The sequence below is a fragment of the Phycisphaeraceae bacterium genome (assembly GCA_020639155.1).
In the GTDB taxonomy this organism is placed as follows: domain Bacteria; phylum Planctomycetota; class Phycisphaerae; order Phycisphaerales; family UBA1924; genus JACKHF01.
Genome location: JACKHF010000001.1, coordinates 1,577,035 through 1,598,304 on the forward strand (window position 1 = coordinate 1,577,035; position 21,270 = coordinate 1,598,304).

A 21,270-nucleotide genomic window follows, 5' to 3' on the forward strand; every position below is an offset into this window, starting at 1 on the left:
TCTGTTGTTAAGAACGGATCTGAAGACGAGCCAGCAGATTATTTCTTCTTCGGCATCGCGAATCTATCCAGCGCAATATCGGCGATCCTCGGGCTCGCGTTGAATAATCCAAACAGCCAGCGTGTTGGCAGACTTGTCCACACCTCTGTTCGCGGTGAGTGGAGTGCTCTGACGGTCGCGTTTGCAATACGTTCCGGGCTTTGCTTCAGCGAGTTCGGCATCTGATCAGCCTTGCGGGAATCGACATTGCTCAGTTGCTGGGCAACAACAGCAAAGTCTGTCTTTGTCAAAACAGGATGCACAGTCGTAACATGCACGCCGCTGCTGCGGAGCTCGTGGCGCATGGCCCTTCCAACAATGGACTGTGCTGCCTTGGTTGCGCAATATGCGCCGTAATAGGGAACGCCGATCTTGCCGATCGCGCTTGAACAAAGTAGCACGTGCCCAGTCCGCTGCTTCAGCATGTGCGCCAGTGCGGGGCGCATAATGTGCATTGTGCCCCAGAAGTTGGTCTCAAAGATCGCACGGAAGTCGGCATCGCTTGTATCGACGATTGATTTTTCGATGCCGTATCCGGCGTTCGCATAGACCGCGTATATCGAGCCAAACGTCTCAATGGTCTCCTGCACGCATCGATCACAGTCGTCTGTGCTCGTGACATCCATCTGCACAGCGTGTGCTTTGCCGCCTGTTGATTCAATCTCCTGTTGCACTTGCTGCAGCTTGTCGAGCCTGCGCCCACCGAGCACGATGGGCATGCCGGCACGAGCGCAGGCGAGCGCGGTTGCGCGGCCGATGCCCGTGCCTGCGCCGGTAATCACGATGGGTTTCCCAGTGAGATCAATCCTCATTGTGGACACTGTCGCGTGCAAGCGTGATGGTCGGCTCGGTTGCGTGCTGTACTTCGTCTCGGATCACTTTTCCGTTCTCCATTGTCACAATGCGATCGGCCTGCTCAATGGTGCTTCGGCGATGTGCGATGATGAGGCATGTCCGTCCCCTGACAAACTCGCTGATCGCCTGTGTGATCATCGCTTCAGATTCGGCATCGATCATGCTGGTTGCTTCATCAAGGATAAGAATTGCAGGATCACGCAGGATCGCGCGGGCAATCGCGATGCGCTGCCGCTGCCCACCCGAGAGGGACAGTCCCTGCTCTCCGACCATCGTGTCATACCCATGCGGAAGATTCGAGATAAACTCGTGAGCTCTCGCCTTCTTCGCTGCGTCGATGATCTGCTCGCGTGTTGCGTCGGGCTTCCCGTACATAATGTTGTCGGCAATCGAAACGCGGAACAGCACAGTCTCCTGTGTGACCACAGCGATCTGATCACGCAGACTACCAATGTTGACAGTGTGAATCGATGTGTTATCAATGAGAATCTGACCCGAATCGGGATCGAACAATCTCGGCACCAGTGAGAGTGCAGTGGTCTTGCCCGATCCGTTTGCGCCGATGATCGCGATCGTCTGTCCTGCGGGTATGCGCAGTGAAAACTCGCGCAACGCGGGATCATCTCGCCCCGGATAAGTAAACGTGACACGATCAAAGACGAGTGAGTCAGAAAGGCGTGCAATCGGGGGCAGTGATGCATCGTGCCCGGGTTCGTCGGCCTCGTGCATCATATCGTCGAGACGATCGGCGGCAGCAGCACCTGTCTGGATGTCATTGATCAGGCCGTTGAGCGGTTTTACCGCAGCACCAGCAACAAAGAGCCCGCCCATCGCGAGCATAACATTGGCACGATCGATCTCGCCATCCAGAATGGCTTTGGCAACCACGACAAAGATAATGCCGAGCACGAGCAGCGAGATCATCTCAACAACCGGGCTGGAGATCGCCTTCGCACCTCGGGCGCGAAGCATGTGATGTGTGACGAGTTCGTTGATCTTTGCAAACTGCTGTTGCTGGTGCTGCTCTGCTGTGTACACCTTGACGACGCGCAACCCCTGCAGCGATTCCATGGATGCGCCGTACAGACTCGCCTGTTCTTCCATCGCGCTGCGTGACGCTCTCCTGATCTTCTTGCCGAACTTCCGGATGACTGTGTAGAGCACCGGGCCGAGGATGAGGGCGCCGAGTGTTAGTCGCCACTCGATAACAACTGCTGCAATCAGGGAAGCAAGCCCCTTGGTCACCTGCGGGAGTGCTCGCGAGAGCATGGAGTTGAGCCCGGTCTCAAGAATCGCGGTGTCGTTCACGATGCGACTGGCCTTGTCTGCGGCGCCGTGCTCAATGACGTTCGAGAGCGGAAGCCGGATAACACTTGCAAAGGCATCATCACGGATAGTCTTGATGGTGTTTTGGACGAGATGCAGGCTGAGCAGGGCGTGTGTGATGTTGAATGCGGCACCGATCATCGTGAGCACGCCAAGCCCCATTGCGATCCACAATACTGCCGAATAGGCCGACGTGGGCAGCGACGCGATAAACGAATCAGAAAACAAGGTGGTCGGGAGCGCCTCGTTGATGTCCGTTGCAAGCGAGGGGAGGTTTGCAGCATCCTCATCCTTCAGGATGTTCTCGAACATCGGGAGAGCCGCAAGAATGCCCGAACCAAGCGTGCCGCCCGCAAGTACGGCGCACACGATCGCAGCGGCGAGGCGCCACGGGTGTTTCAGCATCCGCCGTGCAAACTTCCAATATGCCTGCATTGAAGCCAATGATATGGCTGGATGACCGGAGTGCAACATGCCTGACAATCCGCCAGCGGACACTTCGCCTGAACCACACCAGGTGCGGGTTGGTGTTGTTATCCCCTGCTATAACCATGGGGCGTTTGTTGCGGATGCTGTGAACGCCGCGCTTGGGCAGATCGAGTGCGAGGGCGTAACGCTGGATATACATGTGGTCGTTATCGACGATGGTTCTACGGATGATCAAACACCGTCTGCATGCGACGCGTGTGCGGGTGAACGTGTTGTTGTGATTCATCAACAGAACATGGGCCTCCCCGCCGCTCGGAATCGTGGCGTGCGTGAGATCTGCGATGTCGACTACTTTGTTTTTCTGGATGCAGATGACTGGATTGAACCGACGTTCTGTGCAAAGTTGGTTCGCGCACTGCTCGATTCCGATGACGCAGCATCCCATGCGTACTGCCAGGAACGTTTGGTCGGTCTTGGCACAGGCATATGGGAAGTGCCGGAATGGGATGCTGATTTGCTGATGATCACGAATCTGCATCCGGTGACGTGCGTTGTCAAGCGTGCCTGCTTTGGCACGGTTGGCGGATTCAACGAGGCAATGACCAATGGGTACGAGGACTGGGATTTCTGGTTGAAAATCGCAGAATCTGGGTGGCATGGTGTACGAGTTCGCGAACCATTGTTTGTCTGGCGCAGACATTCACACGACACAATGGTCATGAACGTGATTGCACATCATGAGTCTCTTTATCGAACCATTATCGACAACCATCGCGCCTTTTACGAATCTCAGATGGAAGATGTCGCTGTTCGCACGAATGTCCTGCTGCGCAAGTTCAACATGAACTGGATCGATGAGACGGGGTATCCGAAAGAACTTCGATATCTCCAGAGTGTGCGTGACAGGTATAACGCATCCGGTGTTGTTGCTGCGCGGGATCGTGCAGAAATGTTTCTACAGCGATCTCCTCGTGTGATTGCAGATCCGATCCGGGCGTGCCTTCGTACCATGAAACGGGTAATACTGAAAAGCCAGTAAAAAAGCGGATGGAATCGAACTTCCATCCGCAGGCTTGGTCGATATGCAGGCTGGTTCTTATGTGACTGAGCCTGGGCCGAATCGGCCTGAGTCAAGATAGAACGCCTGTCCAAACATTGTGCCAGTGCTCAGGGCTGCGGACTGACCAGTTGCATCGATCGATGTGAGCGATGCAACCATCGGGCCGACATCTGTGCCCTGAACTCCTGAAACCACGATGCCGTAGTTGGCAAACTGGCTGCCCGAACTGATCTTTGTCAGTACATTGGTGAGCGTTGACACATCAATGTCTGTCCTGTCGCCAGCTGTGATCGTTTGGAATGGGAGTGTGATTTTGGTTCCATCGGCGAAGACAAACGAAACAGAGATGTCTATGTCCTCACCAGTATCGGGGTTGTATACAGAGAGCACTTCTGTGCCGCCGGTTGTGAATCCACCGCCGGAGAAGACGCGAACACTCGAAGCTCGCGTGTCGAGTGCAGCACCAAGTTGATCGCCAAGTGTCGAGGCAGTCCCGACGTAGTGTGCCGAGGCTCTTCCGACACCCGCTAAAGTATAGTTGAGCGTAGTAAACTGTGTTGCTGGAGTTGTGATGTCTCTTAAATCATATATGCCGCGTGCATTCGGTGTCATTGTAATGTTTGTTAGATTCACAGCCACTGGGTTGCCTGTCACCTTGTGAGTTATGATTGCAACACCACTCACATTCGGTCTGTTCTGGAATGACATATACGTCTCATTCCCAATCAGGCCGCGAACACCTGCAATTGATCCATTGGTATCAGCGCCATTTGCTACACCAGCTGCAGTCCATGCACCCCGGCTAACAACCGGTAGCACACCGTTGGAAGTGCGAACATCGTAAGCGCTCATTGCAGCAGCGATTTCCTGATTTGCTGTGACACGCAGGCTGGCAATGCCCTGGGTGAGTTCGACAATGTTGAACAGTTCAAGGCCGCCACGACGGAAAGGCTCAAGCGTCTGGAAGTATGTGACCTTTGTCAGATCGGGCTTGGTCATCTCGATGGTCACAGTTGCTGTGCTGCTGGAGAGATTCTGCAGAAGGAGGTATGGCTTGAGATCAACACTTGGGTTACTCGTCGTCGTGGATGTTAGGCCGACACCACCAAACTCCCATGTCTGAAGCTCCGCACCGGCCAGATCGGTAACGTTAATGAAGTCCTCAACCGCGACTGCCCCATAGTCCTCGTGACGGAATGTTGCACCCATTTCTGTCGTCGTGATAATCTCAATCGCGAAAGGTGCGTTTTCAACAACAACATCGGTTGTGGTTGCGCTTGAGATGTCAATCTCTGCAAATCCGTTTGCCACGATTGACCCCGATGCGAGCACACGATCACGCTTTGTCTGACTCTCGTAGCGGGCGATTACCTGGTAGAAAGCAGCATTCGTTGAATCTCCGTTCGCAACGTAGATGGTGTTGGTCTTGTCGCCTGCAGCATATCCTTCGGGGTAGACAAGACGATAATCAAAGAACGTGTTTGTTCCTGATGGCTTGATAAGCTCCACATCGATCAGATCGACAAGGAAGTCTTCGTTGAGCGGTGCTCCCGAAGTGTAGTTTGATTTCACCGGGACATCTGTCAGCGCGGTCGAAACCGGATTTGATGTGACAAAGTTGATATCAGCGAGTGAGGCGATGGTTGTAACAACATTCCAGCTTGAAGTGTTTGCAACACGCCCAAACACAGTGAATCCGCCGTTCTGATTGTTCAGATTCGGGCTGTTGTCAGACAGATTAAAAAAGAACTGACTTGTTGCGCTGTTGGGATCTCCGCCGATCTTCGCCATAGCGATCGTGCGTGCGATGTTGGATCTGTCTGCGTTAAACTCGTTGACAACAGGTGAAGCTGTTGGGACCGCCGAGAGTCCGCCAGCATCATTGTCAAAGATGAATCCACCTCCCTGAAGGACAAATCCGCCGACAATCCGATGGAAAAAGGAACGCTCGAAGTTGCCCTCATTCACATAGTTCTGAACGAAGTTGGCAACCGTATTTGGTGCTGCTGAACCGCCGCTAGGTCCTGAGACATCATACATTTCGATGTCGATCACACCGAAGTCAGTGTACATTCGGACAACGGAGTTCAGTGGGTTTGCCAGATCGGAGATGTTTGGGAATGCAGGCTGTGATGACAGCAGCATGCGCTGCTCAAGATTCTCAAAGAGGAAGCCGGTTTCGTTGTGGTTCTCGCGATTACGCATTGGTCAGTATCTCCCAGCGGACAGGTTTATTGAGGTGAATCGCCTCAGGTCACAATCAGCGAGCTTGTGCAGGTAAGCTGAACCAGCACAGCAAGCAGTTTTCCACATGCAATCATTGGCCAAGCACATGGGAGTTGCTGGCCTCGTTACGTCCGAATAACCATTGATCTGTGTCATGGTTCTATTCTGACGTGGGATTTCGTGCTCTGTCTCTCATTCAGTCGATCTCACCCTCGGGATCAATCGTCTGAACACCGTTCATACGGTGCGATGGCCCCATGCTGTTCGCACGATTTCCAGCAATACGGTATCTGATTCTGCCCAATGACGCAAGATGTGACACGATCTTTTTTGGATTTGTCCGGGAGCCGACATCCAGCTCCGATAGATACGGACCTTTCCGAGGACACACCGGATCAGCCGGTCCAGCCGCTCGAGCTTGCGGTTCGTGTTGTTATCCCCTGCTTTAATCGCACAAACGATCTCGAACGGCTGCTGTTTGATCTCCGTAACCAGAAGTTCGCAAGTGAGATCCCAGTTGATCTCCGGATTCTTGTGGTTGATAACGCATCGTCAGACCCAATAACGCTCGATGAATCAGAGACGGAGTTCCGTGTCGGGGTGCTCCGACTTGAAGAGAACCTGGGGGGGAGTGGCGGATTTAATGCTGGCTTGGCATGGTGGCTGGAAAATGAACCAACCGCACCCTCTGCACTGCGACGAGAGGTGTTCTACTGGCTGCTCGATTCAGATGCACGTCTTGCAACTGATGCGCTGCATGAACTCCTGCATACAGCGGTCATTGCGCCAGAAGCCGTTGTTGTGGGCTCTGCTCTGGCCTACCCCATTGATCAATCCGAACACGATCAGCTCACACCGATGCCGAAGGGGGCTGAGGTACAGAGCAGGATCTTTGAGCTTGGTGGCCGTGTCTCACGCGTGACAGGTGAGTACATGCAGCCTGATCCTGCACGCGACGTCAAGCGGGGTGTGCCCGTAGCGGTTGAGTATGTTGCTGCGTGCAGCATGCTTGTGCGACATTGGGGCATACAACAAGCGGGCCTTATGCCCGATGTGTTTCTGAACGGCGATGACGTGGAATGGTGCATCCGACTCGCGCGTGTTTCTGGCGGCTCCATTCTGGCGACACCCGCATCGGTTGCATTCCACCCTGCACCAGATCGGATGCGATTGCTCGATCGTGCATACGCCAGTCGCAATGCGTTTACCGTGCTTGAAAGCCTGCGCCTTGGATCGGCTGTTCGTCGCAGACGAGCGGTTCGTGAGATTTGTCGATCAGTCACGCAAACGCTGATAGGCAGGGATGATCTCGCGTCCATGCATCTTGCTGGGCTCGGCATGGCAGCGTTTGGGCCAAGGTCTGGTAGAGCGCCGGATGAGTTCACGCAGTACGAACGTCCACAACCGATGCACACGCTCGTAGATGCAGTTGCTGATGCGCTGCGCGACATCGACGACAAGCCCGATCCCGTTGTTGTACATCTTGATCTTGATCTGCCCATGGATGTGAGAGACGCGATGGTGGCCGCGCTGAATGAACGCGGCGTGATTACCAGCGATGTGCAGCCGAAGCCGTCCCTTGGACTATTTCTCCGTCGGGCATTTCTTGGCCCTGACTCTGATATTGCGATCATATCGGCGCGATCTCGTGCAGCAGGTTGGTTGTGTGCGCACACGATGTTCGGTGTGTCGACGGTTGGCTGGAACAGAACTGATATTGGCAGATTGAACAGATTGGTGCGATGTGCCTGGGTTCTGGTGCTCGGTTTGTTGATCAGCATCAAACTCTGGATCTTTGGCCCGCGTGGTCGGGTACATCGACCGCCATCACCAGCAAGGCATGGGCAGCGTCCAACAATCTCAACTATTGTGCTCAGCTACAACAGACCGGATGCGCTGATGCACACGGTGCGCGCGATGCAGGATGAACTCGACTTCGCACAGGGTGATGAGTTGCACATTGTTGATAACGCATCAGATCAGGCAACGCGCGATGTGCTGCGTGAAATCGAGTCATGGAACGAGCCAGGAATACACATCCAGCTTTTGCCGCGTAATCTTGCGATTGGTGGGTTCAATCGTGGTGTGCGTGCAGCCCATGGGGACCTGCTGTTTATCCTTGATGACGACGCAATCCCAGCGCATGGGGTGCTGGATAAGGCAAGAAAACTGCTTGCAGAACGAACCGAGCTTGCAGCGGTCACGCTGTTACCAGTGCATCCCCGGACAGGACAACGTGAGTGGCCAGCCGCTCTGCGTTTAAACAAGCCGACAGACCAATGGCCGTTCATGGGGTGCGGCAATCTGGTTCGCCATGCAGCATGGCGCCGTGTTGGTGGATACGAAAAGACGTTCTTCCTGTATCGCAACGACACCGATCTTGCTCTGAAACTGCTCGCGCTCTCGTGCGGACCCGGTGCAACGCCAGGCTCCGGTGTGTACATGAACCCGCACTGGACAGTGATCCACAACTCCAAGGCAACCAGGCGAAAGAGTTCGAGATGGTTCGAGACAGCCACCCGAAACTGGTTCTGGGTCTGCCGTCGGCACGGCAAGGGTGTGTGGATGTATGTTGCCCTTGTCTTTGGGTGGCTTTGGGCGCACAAACTTGCAGGACTCTACCCCAAGCAGCATGCCCACGTGCAGGCTGGTGTGCAGGCTGGCATGCGAAGACCACCGCCGTTACCGCCGGGTGTTGACAACTCGGGCATGCCGATTAGGCGTCTGCTGTGGGTGCGATTTGCAACCCTCATCACCCAGATTCCACGCAAGCGAGATCCGGCACCAAAGCCGCATCGCCATCGCAAAAAGCGAAAGAAAAAATCACCAGATGGTGATATGCGTGCAAAGTCCGGCAGAAAAAAACGAACAAGTTCCAGCAAAGCAAAGTCGAAGCGCCAAGGTTCCGGCACACCCGATTCAAAGAAGAAACTGCGGGCAGCGTCGGCACACGCGGACAAATCTTCTTCGTTCCGCAAGCCGTCAAAGACCCGCACCGATATGGGCACATGACGCATGTGGTGAGCCTCTGCACAATGGAACTATGATCTCTCGTGGAGCAGCGCGTCATCCAACTTACTCCGGGACAGTCGCCGATCTCCCGTTTCCTGATGCGGGTTCTTGTCCTGACTATTCTGCTGGTGGCACTTGTCATCGGAATAGCGTTGTTTGTCTTCGTTCTTCTGCCGCTGATGGTGATCGCTGCGATCCTTGTGCTTCTCAGCATGGGATGGCGAAAGCTGTCGAGTGTGTTCAGTGGGAGTGAGACCAGAGATGAAGGACGACGGAATGTACGTGTCATCCAGCACCCGGAAGATATTGGTTGATAGTTAGCCCTGCCACCGTATGGCAAGTGTGTGCGGCACCTTCAACAGATCAAGCACCTTGCCAACGACAAAGTCGATGATGTCCTCAATGCGCTGCGGCTTGAGATAGAACCCCGGGTTTGGTGAGCACATGATCGCGCCAGCCAGTGCCAGTGTGCGCATGTTTTCAATGTCGATGAGATTCAATGGCATCTCGCGATGGCAGAGTATCAGAGGCCGCCGTTCCTTGAGGGTCACATGTGCAGCGCGAACGAGCAGATTCGAACCAGCACCCGATGCGATTGCACCCAGAGACTGGCTTGACAACGGAAGCACAACCATGCCGTCATGGAGGAAGCTTCCTGACGCAATCACTGCACCAACATCCTTGTGGGGATGGCATATCAGGTTCGTCCGGATCTGATCGAGCAAGCTTGATGTCTGCACCAGAGGCAGATGAGGTAGAAACCCGTCAAAGTCAGCACGTGATATATTGAGTTCATCCGCGAGCAATCGCCTGCCGAAATCTGTCGCGACGAGATGGACTTTGTATCCATCCGCAAGCAAAAGATCAAGTAAGCGCATGGCATACGAAGCGCCAGATGCGCCCGAGATACCTAGAACAAATGTACGTGAGGTACCAGTCATCGCGTTATCCTAGTGTCATAAGATTGGACTGTGAGGCAAACTTTGCTGGTCATTGATGGATTGCGGGAGATGCTGCGAGCTGCTTGACAATTTCTCCAGCTCGTCGCACGTCTTCCACATCGATTGTGCGGTTTCCGAAGCGGATGCCATAGTACATCTGCGATATGACGTCGAGCGCTGATGCGGCTGCAGGATCAAGATGCCTGATCGCGTTCGCGTGATCCATCGGAGATCGCCACATGGGCTTGGGAACCCGACGCTTTGCCAGCACACGCAGCAGCTTCGGATATGCTGGCAGCAGCCCAGCGTAGGGATCTGCTTGGCCGAACAAGCCAAAGACTGATCGCCACGATCTGCCGCGATATATCTGCAATGCCAGAACAAGCAGTGCAACGCCGAGAATGAACGGCGTCAACCACCTGAGCATCACGTTGAGCAGGGATCTCCCGCTTTGATATTCCTGTGCTTCGACCTCCTCAGCGATCCGCTGGAACCACTGGCCCTGGTTTTCAGTTGCAGTTCCTCGCTCGCCAAATGACATGACCGACATCACCCAGAATCGATTAATCGAATCGAGCAACTGACGCAGGTTGCGGAACATGCTGGGCGGAGGTTGATGAAGCCGAACAAAGTCCGCTGGGGGAGTTGGATCCATTGTGACCCACTCACCTTCCGCCCCAAGCACCTCAACCCACGCGTGCGCATTGGACGCGCGAACAGTGTATGACTTTGACGCGCCATTCCACTCAGCGGCAACATAACCGGTCACCATGCGTGCTGGAATGCCAAGACTCCGACACATTGCGGTCATGCACGATGCGAAGAACTCGCAGTGCGCTTCTGTACCATTCTCCAGAAACCAGTCGATCGGGTCAGTGCCATCGTAAATCGTGGGTGGAATGAGCGAATAGTTGAACGAAGTGCGCAAATAGTTGCGAACTGCGGTTGCGGCTGCGACCCGCTGCGCGGGCGATCTCCATGCCAGATCGGCATCGAGCGCTGCGCGATCAAGCACTTCCATTGCGCGAACGTGTGCAAGGGAGCGCTCAAAGCCCAATTCAGGTCGTCTTGCAAAGTCAAAGAGTTCCGAGTCGTGCGTAACCGATGGTACAAAGCTCTCCACGGTGTATGAAGCAGAGTGTCCAAGATTAAATGCGATCAACCTGCCGGATGTTTCGGAGTATCGAACTTCTCGTGGCTCCTTGAGCGTAAGAAGAGAGGGTCTGTATAATGCAAAGATGTATGTGTTGTGGGAAGCAGGCCCAAACAACTGAACAGTCTGGCGAATGCGAGATCCCAAGCCGATGCTTAGCGGTGCTGTTGTTGTTTCGGGTTTGTTGGTTCGAAGGACGATCTCTCCGGTCCCTGATGGCTCTCCAGTCCACTTGCCATTGGCGTACTGTGTCAGGATTGCTCCACGCAGATAATGCGCCTGACCCTCTCTCCCAATATTGGTTCCGCGTTCGTCGAGCATTTGCACACTCATGACAACCTGATCTGATTGTGAAATCCCACTCAGCCCGATCAGATCAACGTCATCTGAGAACCCGGTCGATTGTTGCGCAGCATTTCCGATCGTGCCGAACATGTTGGCGCCGATGCCTCGTGGGAACAGCACAAAGACAGCAACACCGATACACACAATTACCGTGACAGCACCTGTGCAGAGTCTTGCGAAGTGTCTCCATGACCGCGTGCCGAGAGCGGGATCAGGCGTGGTGAACGCTCGCCGTGCGTGCGATGGTGTTTTCATCGAAACTGCCGCGGCTTCGCTGCCTGCAGCCATTTGATGCAGCATGATCGCGACAACGCCGGTCGGAATGAAAAGCAGAGACATCAGCCCGACGACCAATCCGACGGATTGCAGCATCGAGCCAATCACCAGAAACACAGACAGCATCAGCACCTGCGATTCGTCTCGCGATGATGCACGATCAAACAGCTTCACAATCAGCAGCGAGATAATGAGGAGCCCGACCTGTGATACTGTAATCGCGTTCAGCCACGCATCGCGAACGGCGTACCCGACCAGCGCGAAGATGATCAGGTTGATGAACATCCTCGGCACCACCGATCGGTTACTCCGCTGGCGGAGTGCCCACGCGATGATGCCTGCGGGTATGCCAATGAGAGCGATTGCTGGCTCAAGCTCGGCTGCAGCAAAGGTCAGCATCGCAAAGCACGCGGTCACAAGCGTCATGATGCGGGATGCGCGAATCATGCGGGCGCCCTCGTCTCTGCTCTAACCGTGTCAACCAGCGCTTCAGGCGCATCCTTTGTGTCAACTAACGAAGGAAAAGCAGTCTGCGCATCGAGCACAATCTGTTCCTGCGTCGAGCCTGTTCCTGCCCGTGCACAGAGACGTACAACGGGATCTGCTTGGTGTACATCCTCGTGGGTTGTGGTGGGAGTCTTTGGTTTGCGGATATCGATGAGAGCGAGAGAACGCAGTATCCGCTGGAGTTGACCAGGACCGGAACCGGAGCGCAGCGAGACGCCCTGTGCCGGTACCTGCAGCGCGACCGCACTCGCAGCACCAATGCGGTCGGCTGCGAGTGAGGCAGCCAGGCAGATCGCCTGTTCGGCACGCGCCCAATCTGTCACTGGGTTGATGCCGGACAGATCGAGCAGGATCGTCATTCGATCGGATGTCGATCGCGAGCGCTGAATGATTCGGAGCTGATTGGCGCGTGCGCTCGCTTTCCACGAGACTGTTCGCAGCGGGTCTCCCGCGCGATATTCGCGCACACCAAAGAACTCGTCGCTCCCTCCAGGTTTGTTTGACGCCGTAGCGGTGCGTGTGCGGTGCAATCCGAGTTGCTGGCGCACGTTGTCACGCATGCGCAGCACGAGCGGAAGAACAGTCAGTTTTCCGGGAAGATCAACATCGATGGACTTGCGCAGAATCCCGAAAGGGAAGCGTGTCATGAGGCGCACACCAACAAGATCATACTCGCCGCGATGGGCTGGCCAGATGACCACGCGAACCTCGACGGTTTGACCCGGACCAACATGGGAAACAAACCCGATTGGTCTGCGCCAGCGTTTGACGGAGATGTTTCCATTTCCAGTTGCGTCTTTCAGCGAGAGACCGCGCTCGGTGATCTGCACAGCAAACGCGGGAAGAAACCGCGAGCGGTTGTGCAGCTTGTACACAATGGTCGTTGGTTCGCCGGGAGATGCTTCCGTGGGGCGCAGACGCACGATATCGAGCGACATCAGTGCGGGCCCGCTGACGAGTCCGGATACGACCACGACACCAATTGCAAGCCCGAACGCAGCAAACAGCAGGTTGTTCTGTGAGTTGATCGCGCCAACAGCAATGATCGTTGCGATAAAGATGTACAGGATAATCGACGCTTCGATGTGCGACCTGCGTTTACCAGACGAGAGTGCCACCGCGCCCGGAGGGCTCGTGATCAGTTCACTCGCTGGTATTCGTGTCAATCTGGCCATCAGTCTCTGAACCCGTGCTGTCCCCGGTTTGTTCGCTCACTGCTTCAGATGCGATGGCAGTGTCGGGGGTGTCGCTGGGAGCATCATTCGTCTCCTGATGCTTCACTTCCTTCACTGGTTCGATTCGTGGCTCTGGCGGGGCCAGATCCGCCACATCGGGCAGATCCTTAAGTGATGCCAGCCCAAAGAGGTCGAGAAACTCCTTTGTCGTCCCGTAGAGCATGGGGCGCCCCAGTTCCTCGGCTCTTCCCCTGATGGTCACGAGGCGTTTGTCCATAAGCGTCTTCAGGGTCTCGCCGCAGGCAACCCCGCGGATTGCTTCGAGCGTTGCCCGAGTGACCGGCTGGCGATACGCGACGACAGCGAGCGTCTCCATCGCGGGCTTGCTCAGACGATTCGAGGAGCGGGATTGATGTAGTGCCATCACCGCAGCGGCAAACTCTGCCCGCGTCATGACTCGGTATCCGCCAGCGACCTGCTCAATCCGGAACGCCCGCTGCTCTTTCTTATAGGAATCGTTGAGCATTGCAACGATCTTCTCGATTTTTGTGGGGATTGCTGGATCGTCAGCAGTTTCGATTGCACCGCAATGGGCGAGCGCCTGCGCGATTTTGCCGATGTTTAGCGGCTTGTCCATCGACAGCACCATCGCTTCGACAAGTGAGTGCATTGGCAGATCAACTCCCGGTGACTCGGAAGCAGCGGATGCAACGGTGTCTAACTCTGGTTCTTTCAATGCAGGCACGCCCGATCCTCATCTGTCGGTTCGATTGCGCTCCGTTGAGCAATGTCACAGTATTCGGTTGATGATTTCAACGCCAGAGATGCGGCATCAGTCGACCCGTGTCGGTTGTACCTCGCGGATGGCTTCCACGATGCGCTCAGCAGTGCGCACATTCACAAGCCCTGCTTCTGCATCCACTGATGGTCTGCGACCGGTGCGGACTGCGTCAAGAAACTCCTCAATCTCGGTCACAATGGGCTCGCCACTGTCGATCTGAAGTTCCTCAACATTCACGAGTTGGTCCCACTTCATGTCAGTCAGGTCGGCACCCTCGCGGAGCTGATCAGCAACCTCTCGCAACTGGATCTCATTTGCTGTGCGGCGGATGATCTGCCCGGTTTTGGCGGCGTAATCGATCTTGATATATCCGGTGTCGCCATGGATACGAGCGACGCGATCGGTCTTGAGTGCGAGGCGCGATGCGGACAGGTTCGCGACGCACTTGCCGTAGGGACGATCAAACTCCAGCCACGCCTGACACATGTCCTCGTTGTCAGTCAGGACGGCGACACCTGCTGCCTTGATGCTGGACGGTTCCTGACCGCCCATCAGCATCAGCACCACATCAAGGTCGTGGATCATCATGTCCATGACCACGCCAATATCAACCGAGCGGAATGTCATCGGGCTGACGCGATGCACCTGGATGAATCGTGCACGGATGTCGCTGCCGCCGGCTGTCGCGCGCTGCATCGCACGCATGATGGGGTTGAATCGCTCAATATGCCCGACCATCAGCACCGCGCCTGATTTGTCTGCAGCCGCTTTGATAATCGAGGCGGTTTGCGCATCCTGCGCAAGCGGTTTTTCGATCAGGCAGGCCACACCCTTGTTGAGTAGCGGCACCGCGGTATCCTTGTGATAGATTGTCGGCACAGCAATGCTGACCGCGTCGACATCCATATCGAGCAACTCATCAAGCGATCGCAGCGCCTTTGTGTTGTATTGTTCTGCCATGTACTCGCACTGCTCGACATTGGCATCAAGCACGCCGACAAGATCGACATGGGAGAGTTGTGAGTACACGCGCGCGTGATGGCGGCCCATTCGGCCAACACCGACTGCGGCGCATCGAAGCTTGCGCCCACCAAACCGATCCGCTGACGTGGCATCTGACATCAGGACATCACTCCGATGTGTTTCAAGTGAACTCTCAGCGGGCACACAAACACACCGCTGGGAGTGTGTGCGTATTACACCAGTTCGTTCAGTGCGTTTACAAAGTCCGCCTTGCCGCGAAGCCCAACAAACTGCTTTACCGGCTTGCCATCCTTGAAAAGAATGACAGTAGGTATGGACATCACACCATATTCCATTGCGATCTGCTGAGCACTCTCGGTGTTCACCTTGCCGATGCTTGCCTTGCCATCAAACTCGTCTGCAAGATCGTCGATGGTTGGCGAGAGCATTCTGCACGGCTGACACCATTCTGCCCAGAAATCGACAAGCACGGGCTTGTCGGCGTTGAGCACCTCTGCCTGAAAGTTCTCGTTCGTGAACTCTTTTACTTTCTCACTTGCCATTGGAATCAGACTCCTTCAATCGTGCTGGCGACGCTGCCAGCGTGTCATGTACCGACCCTTGGATGAGATCGTGTCATGGAACGTGACGGGGTGCGTCGCGGCACGAACTCTAGGTTACCAGTTTGCAAGTGTCGGCAGTTCTGTGAGGAATGCCAAAAACGTCCGTTCTTCCACATCCTCATACGCTGTGTCACTTATCATTTCAGGGGATTTTCCGTAGGCGTTGCGCTGTGAGAGTGGCGGATAATGCTTCGAGAACTCGCTTCACATCATGCACACGAAAAACAGAAGCCCCATGCAGTGCATGCAACACCGTGAGCGCGACAGTTCCGGCAAGCCGTTCGTGTGGGGCTGGTACGGGACGGTCGGGTGTCAGTCCTATGCTGACACGTCCAACAAAGCTTTTGCGACTCAGCCCACTCAGGACCGGATAGCCGAGTGAGGCAATCATGGGCGTTCCTGTGATCAGTGTCAGATTCTGCTCAACAGTCTTCCCAAACCCAAGCCCTGGGTCTAGAACGATGCACTGCGGATCAACACCAGCATCCATCGCGTTCTGCGCCATCGCTGAAAGGGCATCGCAAACATCATTGACAACATTCTCATATGTCGGTGAAACGGTGTACTGATCCGAGTATGAGTCCTCGTCGGGCGGTCTGAGGCGATGCATCAATACAAGTCCAGCACTAGTCTCCGCAGCAACACGAAGAATCTCGGGATCTTCCGTGCCGCCGGATACGTCATTGATGATGTGGGCACCAGCTCTCACAGCTTCCTGTGCAACCAATGATCGAGTGGTGTCAATAGAAACAGCAACATCGTAACTGCGCAGCTGCTTGATAATCGGAATCGTTCTTCCAATCTGCTCGGAGTCGCTGACACGTACTGCGCCCGGTCGTGTTGATTCGCCACCAACGTCGATGATGTCAGCGCCCTCGTCGATCATCTGCAGTGCGTGCTCAACTGCTGCATCAACACGCAGGAAAGCGCCGCCATCTGAAAAGCTGTCCGGCGTTGCATTGAGAATACCCATGACGCGCGGACGATCGAGCGGGATCGTCAGTCCGTGTGCGCACAACCAGCGTGGATATGGATGTTCTGAGATGATGCGCTCCAACAACGAAAATGCGGGGCAGATGTCTCCATCGTTGCCCCGCAGTGGAGTTGTGTCACATGGATTGCCCGAAAGGCACTTAGAACCGTCCGCCATCCTCATCTGCGTTTTCATCGAATCCGCCACCCATACCCATCTGCTGCTGGGCAGCCATGATGAGATCAAACAACTGGTTCGGGATAAACAATCCCATGGCCATGGTGTCGTCACCTGCTCCGACACCGAACCCGATCGGCGGCGTGTTTTCCGGCATATCGAAGTCGAATGGCAGCCCACCCATCATTGCTGCAGCGTTTTCCGCCATTGCCCATGTGTCCTTCAGGCTGAAGTATCCCTCGAAGAATCGATTGGACGGTAGCGCGTTGCCAACCTTTCTGGTGAGTTCATCGGTACCGAACTGGCCGCCACTGTTCGCCGCGTCGAGGGCCTGCTGCATGAGTCGTGAGTTGCTGCTCATGGTCATAACCACACCGTTCTTTGCCGAACCCACAAGGCCGTTCGGGCCGCCCGCGGGTCCGAACAGACCCATCATCGCCATCGGTGCCTGTGCGCCCATCTGTGAGTTGGGATCAAACTTCGGCTGGATCTTCCATGTATCGACCATGGTGCCACCGACATCCTTTGCACCCTTGGTAAATGACGAGTTGATCGTCAGGCCGGGGGCATCAATGGATTCAAGTTGCTTGATGATGCCGCCGAACGCGCTTCTGAACCCATCGGGATCACTTGTCTTCAGGAATGAAACCGTGTTGACCAGCATGCCTGCTGTGATAATGGGATTTGTTCCAATGACCATAGCAGAACCTTCTGCCTTCTGTACTGCGTCCATGATCGGCTTGAAACCTTCAGTGGGATCGCCGCCTTCCATGTCTTCAGCCATTTGCTTGCTCAGCTCGCCATAATCCTTCCACATCTGCTTGATGCCCGGCGCGCTGTTGTCGCTGGCAAAGGCGACGATGTACTCCATGTCTGGAAGATGGCTGATGAGTGAGCTTGCATTCGACCCTGATGTCATGTACGACGCAGACTTGGATCCAGGCATGAACCCGACTGTGGCGCGTGTCAGCAGCCCAGCGTCGTTCGCATCAAAACCGATGACTGACGACTTGCCGTCACGTGCGATCGCGCTCGCAATCATGTGATACATGTCTGCAACCTGCTCGCCATTCGGAACCACTGCCATCTGCGCGTTCATTCTGTCGTGCATCTCTTCGGCGCCCTGCTCCAGCACCGGTCTGAGGACCTCAAGATTTGCAATCACAAAGGCATCGCTTGTGTCTGCAACAGACAGTCCGCTGGTGCCGATGAGTGTTGAAAAGAACTTCGCTGAGTCCTTTGAAACCTTGAAGTTTGCCGCGAGTTCCTCGGTTGGTGCGAGCAGCGCGTATCCATTGCCAAGATTCCTTGTGTACGCTGGCTGACCTTCCTCGATCTCGAATGACCCGACACCATCAGCATTTGCTCCGACACCCTTCGCGAAGGTGTTGTAGTTTGAAACGGGAACCAGCACAATAAAGTTCTTGTCGTTGCCCTCTTCGCCGTTGGGAACCTCGTTCATTGCAGCGATGAGCGTGCCGGATGTGTTGATCCCATCAGCATTCATCATCATGTCGAGCGGGCCGAAGTTCATGTTGTCTGCAAAGGCACCGAACCTGCCGACGAACGTGCGGACATTGTCGTCAAAGTTCTCGATGCTCGGAATAGCGAAGACAACAGGAGCATCTGCGGACACGTAGTTCAGCGCAGCGGGCAGGCTCTGAGCGCTGCCAGCGCTGGTCAGAACAAGCATGGCGATGCTGAGTGTTGGTACTGATGTCAGTCTGCGGACGGTTGTCATGTCATTTCCCTTTGCGTTTGTAACCCTGTTGGATGTGTGTTCTGGCTGATATCGACGTGCGCCTGACAGTGCGGATCCTGCATCGAACCTTGGAGGTTCGCACGCGCTTTCGGGAGTATCCCGTACCCTTTTCTTGGGAAGTGCTCAAACTGTCTTCCAGCCTCTGCCGGAGCATGGTGCTGGTGCGTATGTATCGATGTTGAACGATCGTAGAGCAGCCCGAGCAAAGTGTGAAGAAGAGATTGTATAGTCCAATAATATCACAACGAAATGATTCTTCCTTCGTAGGGATGCATACAACGAAAACCCGCATGAACTCGCAAGTTGCGTCAGATCTGAATACGCTTTCACGTGGAGGAAAGCATTTCCATCCAGGTGAACTTCGGCAGGCCAATGCCGATGTTTCCGTTTCGTTCTGTGGCCGTGCTGCCGCAGCAGATCGCTCCAATACCTGTGGTTGAGCCACGGTACCAGCAGCTCGTCAGCAGCGCGTTAGATGGCGCGGGCCAGATTGCTCTTGCCACATACGCGGGCTCTGGCGAGATCGATGTGGTGGGCGATCCGCCTGTGCGTAAAGCGGCATGTATTGCCCAAATTGTGCAGCACGAACGCCAGCCGGACGGGCACTACATCCTGCTTCTCCAAGGCATCTGCAGGGCTGGTATTATCGAGGAAACCACGGAATACGAGGGAAATAACTATCGCACTGTTATGCTTGAGCCGCTTGGTCTGCCGTTCAACGACGATGAGCAGTTGGCAGAGGTGCGCGATGCGCTCGATCTCATGCTGTGTGAGGGGCCTCTCTCAAAGATGGCTGCAGCCTCATGGGTCCTGGAACGGGTGAGAAATGATGCGATTCCTCCATCAGCATTATTGGAACTTGCCTCGTTTACACTGCTCACTGACGACTCCATCCGGTATCGGCTGCTGGCAGAACCTGATGCGACAGCACGCTGGGGAATCGTTGAGTATGAACTCCATCGACTGGGCCGACTTATCAGGATGGCAGAGCGTCAGGGCGCCCGTGACTGGCCGAAGGGGCTGAGCTGGAACTGAGCACCCGTGTGCGCACATTTTCATTCATCCATGGCTCATGTGGTGTGGTTTGGATCGCGTTGGCGGTTCAACGCACGTAGACTTTGGTCGAGGTTTCGTGCCGGAAGACGCAAGAGAAGACGCACAGGTTCGCGACGCACTGTGCATGCATGATGGTGAAACACCCACACCTTCCACTTCCAGCAGTTCACACAAGCATGCGTCCGAGTTCCATACATGTCAGACACAACGCCCGCAAACGATCGTCCCGCTTCCGATGCAATCACCCCATCTGCGCCACAGCCTGCTGTCTCGCTAGAAACAGCAGCGGAACTCTCCTCAGACATGGCCTCGCAGATCGAAGCCGCCATGAAGGATCTTGATGCTGCTCCAGCAGAGCCACGAAAGGGAATCCGTGGACCGCGCGTGGTGCATGGCGGTCGCGAACATCGCAAGGGAAAGGTCATCTCTGTTGGGCCGACGGATGTGTTCATTGAGTTTGGTCCGCGCGAGATCGGTGTTGTCACGCGACAGGGTTGGGCTGATGAAGAGCTGCCCGCGGTGGGCGACGAGCTCGAAGTAGTTGTCGAGCGCTTCGATCAGAAGGAGAGCGTGCTGATCTGTGTGCGTCCCGGCGCTGTGCAGAAAGCAGATTGGGAACTGCTGCAGGAGGGCCAGGTTGTTGAAGCGCCGGTTGTTGCAGTGGTGAAGGGTGGCATAGAGCTTGAGATCTCTGGTCATCGTGCGTTCATGCCAGCGAGCCAGGTCTCGTTCGAGCGGATTGAGAACTTTGAACCACTCGTTGGTCAGAAGCTGACATGCCAGGTGCAGCGCATCGATCGTCGCGGTCGAGGCAACATCGTGCTCTCGCGCAAGCCCATCCTTGCAAAGGAACGCGAGGAGAAGGCAGACAAACTGCGAGAGTCTTTGCACGAGGGTCAGGAGATCGAGGGTACTGTTCGCAAGATCATGCCGTTCGGTGCGTTCGTGGATCTTGGCGGCGTTGACGGGCTTATCCACATCTCCGATCTGTCGCACGATCGCATCGGGTTTGGCGAGAAGGCTGTCCAGAAGATTGTGAAGGAAGGCCAGACCGTTCGTGTGCAGGTGCTGAAGGTCGACTGGGACGAGAAGCGCATCGCGCTCGGCATGAAGCAACTCGCAGATGACCCGTTCTCCACCGCTGTGAAGGATGTGAACGAGGGCGATGAGGTCACCGGCAAGGTGAAGTCGATCGTCGACTTCGGGTGCTTTGTCGAGATCTCACCGGGGCTTGAAGGCCTTGTGCATATCTCAGAGATCGCGCATCGTCGTGTGCATAACGCTGCCGATGTGGTCAAGCCGGACGAGGTTGTCCGCTGCAAGGTGCTGAAGATCGATCCACAGACCCGACGGATGAGTCTTTCGATCAAAGCGCTGCAGGAAGCACCGAAGTCAAATCGCAAGGGCAAGGAGGATTCCGGCCCTTCACGCGAGGAAATCCTCAAGGAAACGCCAGCACTCCGGCGCATGCGTGAAAAGGCAAAGTCTGATCCGAAGTCAAAGAAGGATAAGGGCAAGGGTGGGCTTGAGATCATCGGCGGCGGCCTGGGTCTGGGCGATCTGAAACTGCCGGGATAACTGCAGAGGATGA

At 55.4% G+C, this 21,270-nt stretch carries 16 protein-coding genes; 5 read left to right on the top strand and 11 right to left on the bottom strand.

The genetic code is table 11. The annotated features are described in order from the left end of the window. Window positions 1-38: 38 nt before the first annotated feature. Window positions 39-851 carry an SDR family NAD(P)-dependent oxidoreductase gene (locus H6815_06665; GenBank protein ID MCB9860121.1) on the bottom strand — a complete coding sequence of 271 codons (813 nt, stop codon included), beginning with the start codon at window positions 849-851 and terminating at the stop codon, window positions 39-41. Further along, the gene (locus H6815_06670) at window positions 841-2,655 is read right to left on the bottom strand and encodes an ABC transporter ATP-binding protein (GenBank protein MCB9860122.1); all 1,815 of its coding nucleotides are present in this window, start codon (window positions 2,653-2,655) and stop codon (window positions 841-843) included. The genes H6815_06665 and H6815_06670 overlap by 11 nt, the downstream gene beginning before the upstream one ends. Window positions 2,656-2,692: 37 nt before the next feature. Between H6815_06670 and H6815_06675 the strand changes: the two genes are divergently transcribed. Beyond that, window positions 2,693-3,688 carry a glycosyltransferase family 2 protein gene (locus H6815_06675; protein ID MCB9860123.1) on the top strand — a complete coding sequence of 332 codons (996 nt, stop codon included), beginning with the start codon at window positions 2,693-2,695 and terminating at the stop codon, window positions 3,686-3,688. 57 nt (window positions 3,689-3,745) lie between these two features. On the opposite strand, the gene H6815_06680 is transcribed toward H6815_06675, so the two are convergent. Next, the gene (locus tag H6815_06680; protein MCB9860124.1) at window positions 3,746-5,914 is read right to left on the bottom strand and encodes a peptidylprolyl isomerase; all 2,169 of its coding nucleotides are present in this window, start codon (window positions 5,912-5,914) and stop codon (window positions 3,746-3,748) included. 357 nt (window positions 5,915-6,271) lie between these two features. Here H6815_06680 and H6815_06685 point away from each other — a divergent pair, with 357 nt between their 5' ends. Together H6815_06685 and H6815_06690 are read left to right on the top strand one after the other, a co-directional pair. Further along, window positions 6,272-8,947, top strand: a complete 2,676-nt coding sequence (locus H6815_06685; GenBank protein ID MCB9860125.1) for a glycosyltransferase family 2 protein — start codon at window positions 6,272-6,274, stop codon at window positions 8,945-8,947. 41 nt (window positions 8,948-8,988) lie between these two features. Continuing rightward, entirely contained in the window at window positions 8,989-9,261 is a 273-nt protein-coding gene (locus H6815_06690; GenBank protein MCB9860126.1) for a hypothetical protein, read from the top strand. Between the two features lie 3 nt (window positions 9,262-9,264). Here the strand turns inward: H6815_06690 and H6815_06695 are convergent, their stop codons facing one another. The 8 genes from H6815_06695 to H6815_06730 all read right to left on the bottom strand — a co-directional run bounded on the left by H6815_06695 (window position 9,265) and on the right by H6815_06730 (window position 18,602). After that, a complete protein-coding gene (locus tag H6815_06695; protein ID MCB9860127.1) occupies window positions 9,265-9,888 on the bottom strand; it encodes a UbiX family flavin prenyltransferase in 624 nt (207 codons plus the stop codon). Between the two features lie 49 nt (window positions 9,889-9,937). Further along, window positions 9,938-12,109, bottom strand: a complete 2,172-nt coding sequence (locus H6815_06700) for a DUF3488 domain-containing protein (GenBank protein MCB9860128.1) — start codon at window positions 12,107-12,109, stop codon at window positions 9,938-9,940. Beyond that, the gene (locus tag H6815_06705) at window positions 12,106-13,344 is read right to left on the bottom strand and encodes a DUF58 domain-containing protein (GenBank protein MCB9860129.1); all 1,239 of its coding nucleotides are present in this window, start codon (window positions 13,342-13,344) and stop codon (window positions 12,106-12,108) included. The genes H6815_06700 and H6815_06705 overlap by 4 nt, the downstream gene beginning before the upstream one ends. Then, a complete protein-coding gene (gene scpB / locus H6815_06710; GenBank protein MCB9860130.1) occupies window positions 13,313-14,089 on the bottom strand; it encodes an SMC-Scp complex subunit ScpB in 777 nt (258 codons plus the stop codon). Before scpB ends, H6815_06705 begins: the two co-directional genes overlap by 32 nt. Before the next feature lie 87 nt (window positions 14,090-14,176). After that, window positions 14,177-15,247, bottom strand: a complete 1,071-nt coding sequence (locus H6815_06715) for a Gfo/Idh/MocA family oxidoreductase (GenBank protein ID MCB9860131.1) — start codon at window positions 15,245-15,247, stop codon at window positions 14,177-14,179. A gap of 74 nt (window positions 15,248-15,321) precedes the next feature. Then, complete coding sequence (trxA, locus tag H6815_06720; protein MCB9860132.1) at window positions 15,322-15,651, bottom strand: thioredoxin; 330 nt, start codon at window positions 15,649-15,651, stop codon at window positions 15,322-15,324. Window positions 15,652-15,853: 202 nt separating this feature from the next. Further along, entirely contained in the window at window positions 15,854-16,684 is an 831-nt protein-coding gene (gene folP / locus H6815_06725; protein ID MCB9860133.1) for a dihydropteroate synthase, read from the bottom strand. A 160-nt stretch (window positions 16,685-16,844) separates the two neighbouring features. Then, a complete protein-coding gene (locus H6815_06730) occupies window positions 16,845-18,602 on the bottom strand; it encodes a hypothetical protein (protein MCB9860134.1) in 1,758 nt (585 codons plus the stop codon). Window positions 18,603-18,953: 351 nt separating this feature from the next. Between H6815_06730 and H6815_06735 the strand changes: the two genes are divergently transcribed. Both H6815_06735 and H6815_06740 read left to right on the top strand, forming a co-directional pair. Beyond that, window positions 18,954-19,658, top strand: coding sequence for an LON peptidase substrate-binding domain-containing protein (locus tag H6815_06735; GenBank protein MCB9860135.1), 705 nt, complete (start codon window positions 18,954-18,956; stop codon window positions 19,656-19,658). Window positions 19,659-19,874: 216 nt separating this feature from the next. Next, window positions 19,875-21,257, top strand: coding sequence for a S1 RNA-binding domain-containing protein (locus tag H6815_06740; protein ID MCB9860136.1), 1,383 nt, complete (start codon window positions 19,875-19,877; stop codon window positions 21,255-21,257). Window positions 21,258-21,270 lie beyond the last annotated feature (13 nt).

What these genes read in the sequence shown, in the direction of transcription:
- H6815_06695 (MCB9860127.1), bottom strand. Translation starts at nt 9,888, where the DNA reads ATGACTGGTACCTCACGTACATTTGTTCTAGGTATCTCGGGCGCATCT.
- H6815_06730 (MCB9860134.1), bottom strand. Translation starts at nt 18,602, where the DNA reads ATGACAACCGTCCGCAGACTGACATCAGTACCAACACTCAGCATCGCC.
- H6815_06670 (MCB9860122.1), bottom strand. Translation starts at nt 2,655, where the DNA reads ATGCAGGCATATTGGAAGTTTGCACGGCGGATGCTGAAACACCCGTGG.
- H6815_06740 (MCB9860136.1), top strand. Translation starts at nt 19,875, where the DNA reads ATGTCAGACACAACGCCCGCAAACGATCGTCCCGCTTCCGATGCAATC.
- H6815_06705 (MCB9860129.1), bottom strand. Translation starts at nt 13,344, where the DNA reads ATGGCCAGATTGACACGAATACCAGCGAGTGAACTGATCACGAGCCCT.
- folP (MCB9860133.1), bottom strand. Translation starts at nt 16,684, where the DNA reads ATGGGTATTCTCAATGCAACGCCGGACAGCTTTTCAGATGGCGGCGCT.
- H6815_06700 (MCB9860128.1), bottom strand. Translation starts at nt 12,109, where the DNA reads ATGATTCGCGCATCCCGCATCATGACGCTTGTGACCGCGTGCTTTGCG.
- trxA (MCB9860132.1), bottom strand. Translation starts at nt 15,651, where the DNA reads ATGGCAAGTGAGAAAGTAAAAGAGTTCACGAACGAGAACTTTCAGGCA.
- H6815_06680 (MCB9860124.1), bottom strand. Translation starts at nt 5,914, where the DNA reads ATGCGTAATCGCGAGAACCACAACGAAACCGGCTTCCTCTTTGAGAAT.
- H6815_06665 (MCB9860121.1), bottom strand. Translation starts at nt 851, where the DNA reads ATGAGGATTGATCTCACTGGGAAACCCATCGTGATTACCGGCGCAGGC.
- H6815_06715 (MCB9860131.1), bottom strand. Translation starts at nt 15,247, where the DNA reads ATGTCAGATGCCACGTCAGCGGATCGGTTTGGTGGGCGCAAGCTTCGA.
- H6815_06675 (MCB9860123.1), top strand. Translation starts at nt 2,693, where the DNA reads ATGCCTGACAATCCGCCAGCGGACACTTCGCCTGAACCACACCAGGTG.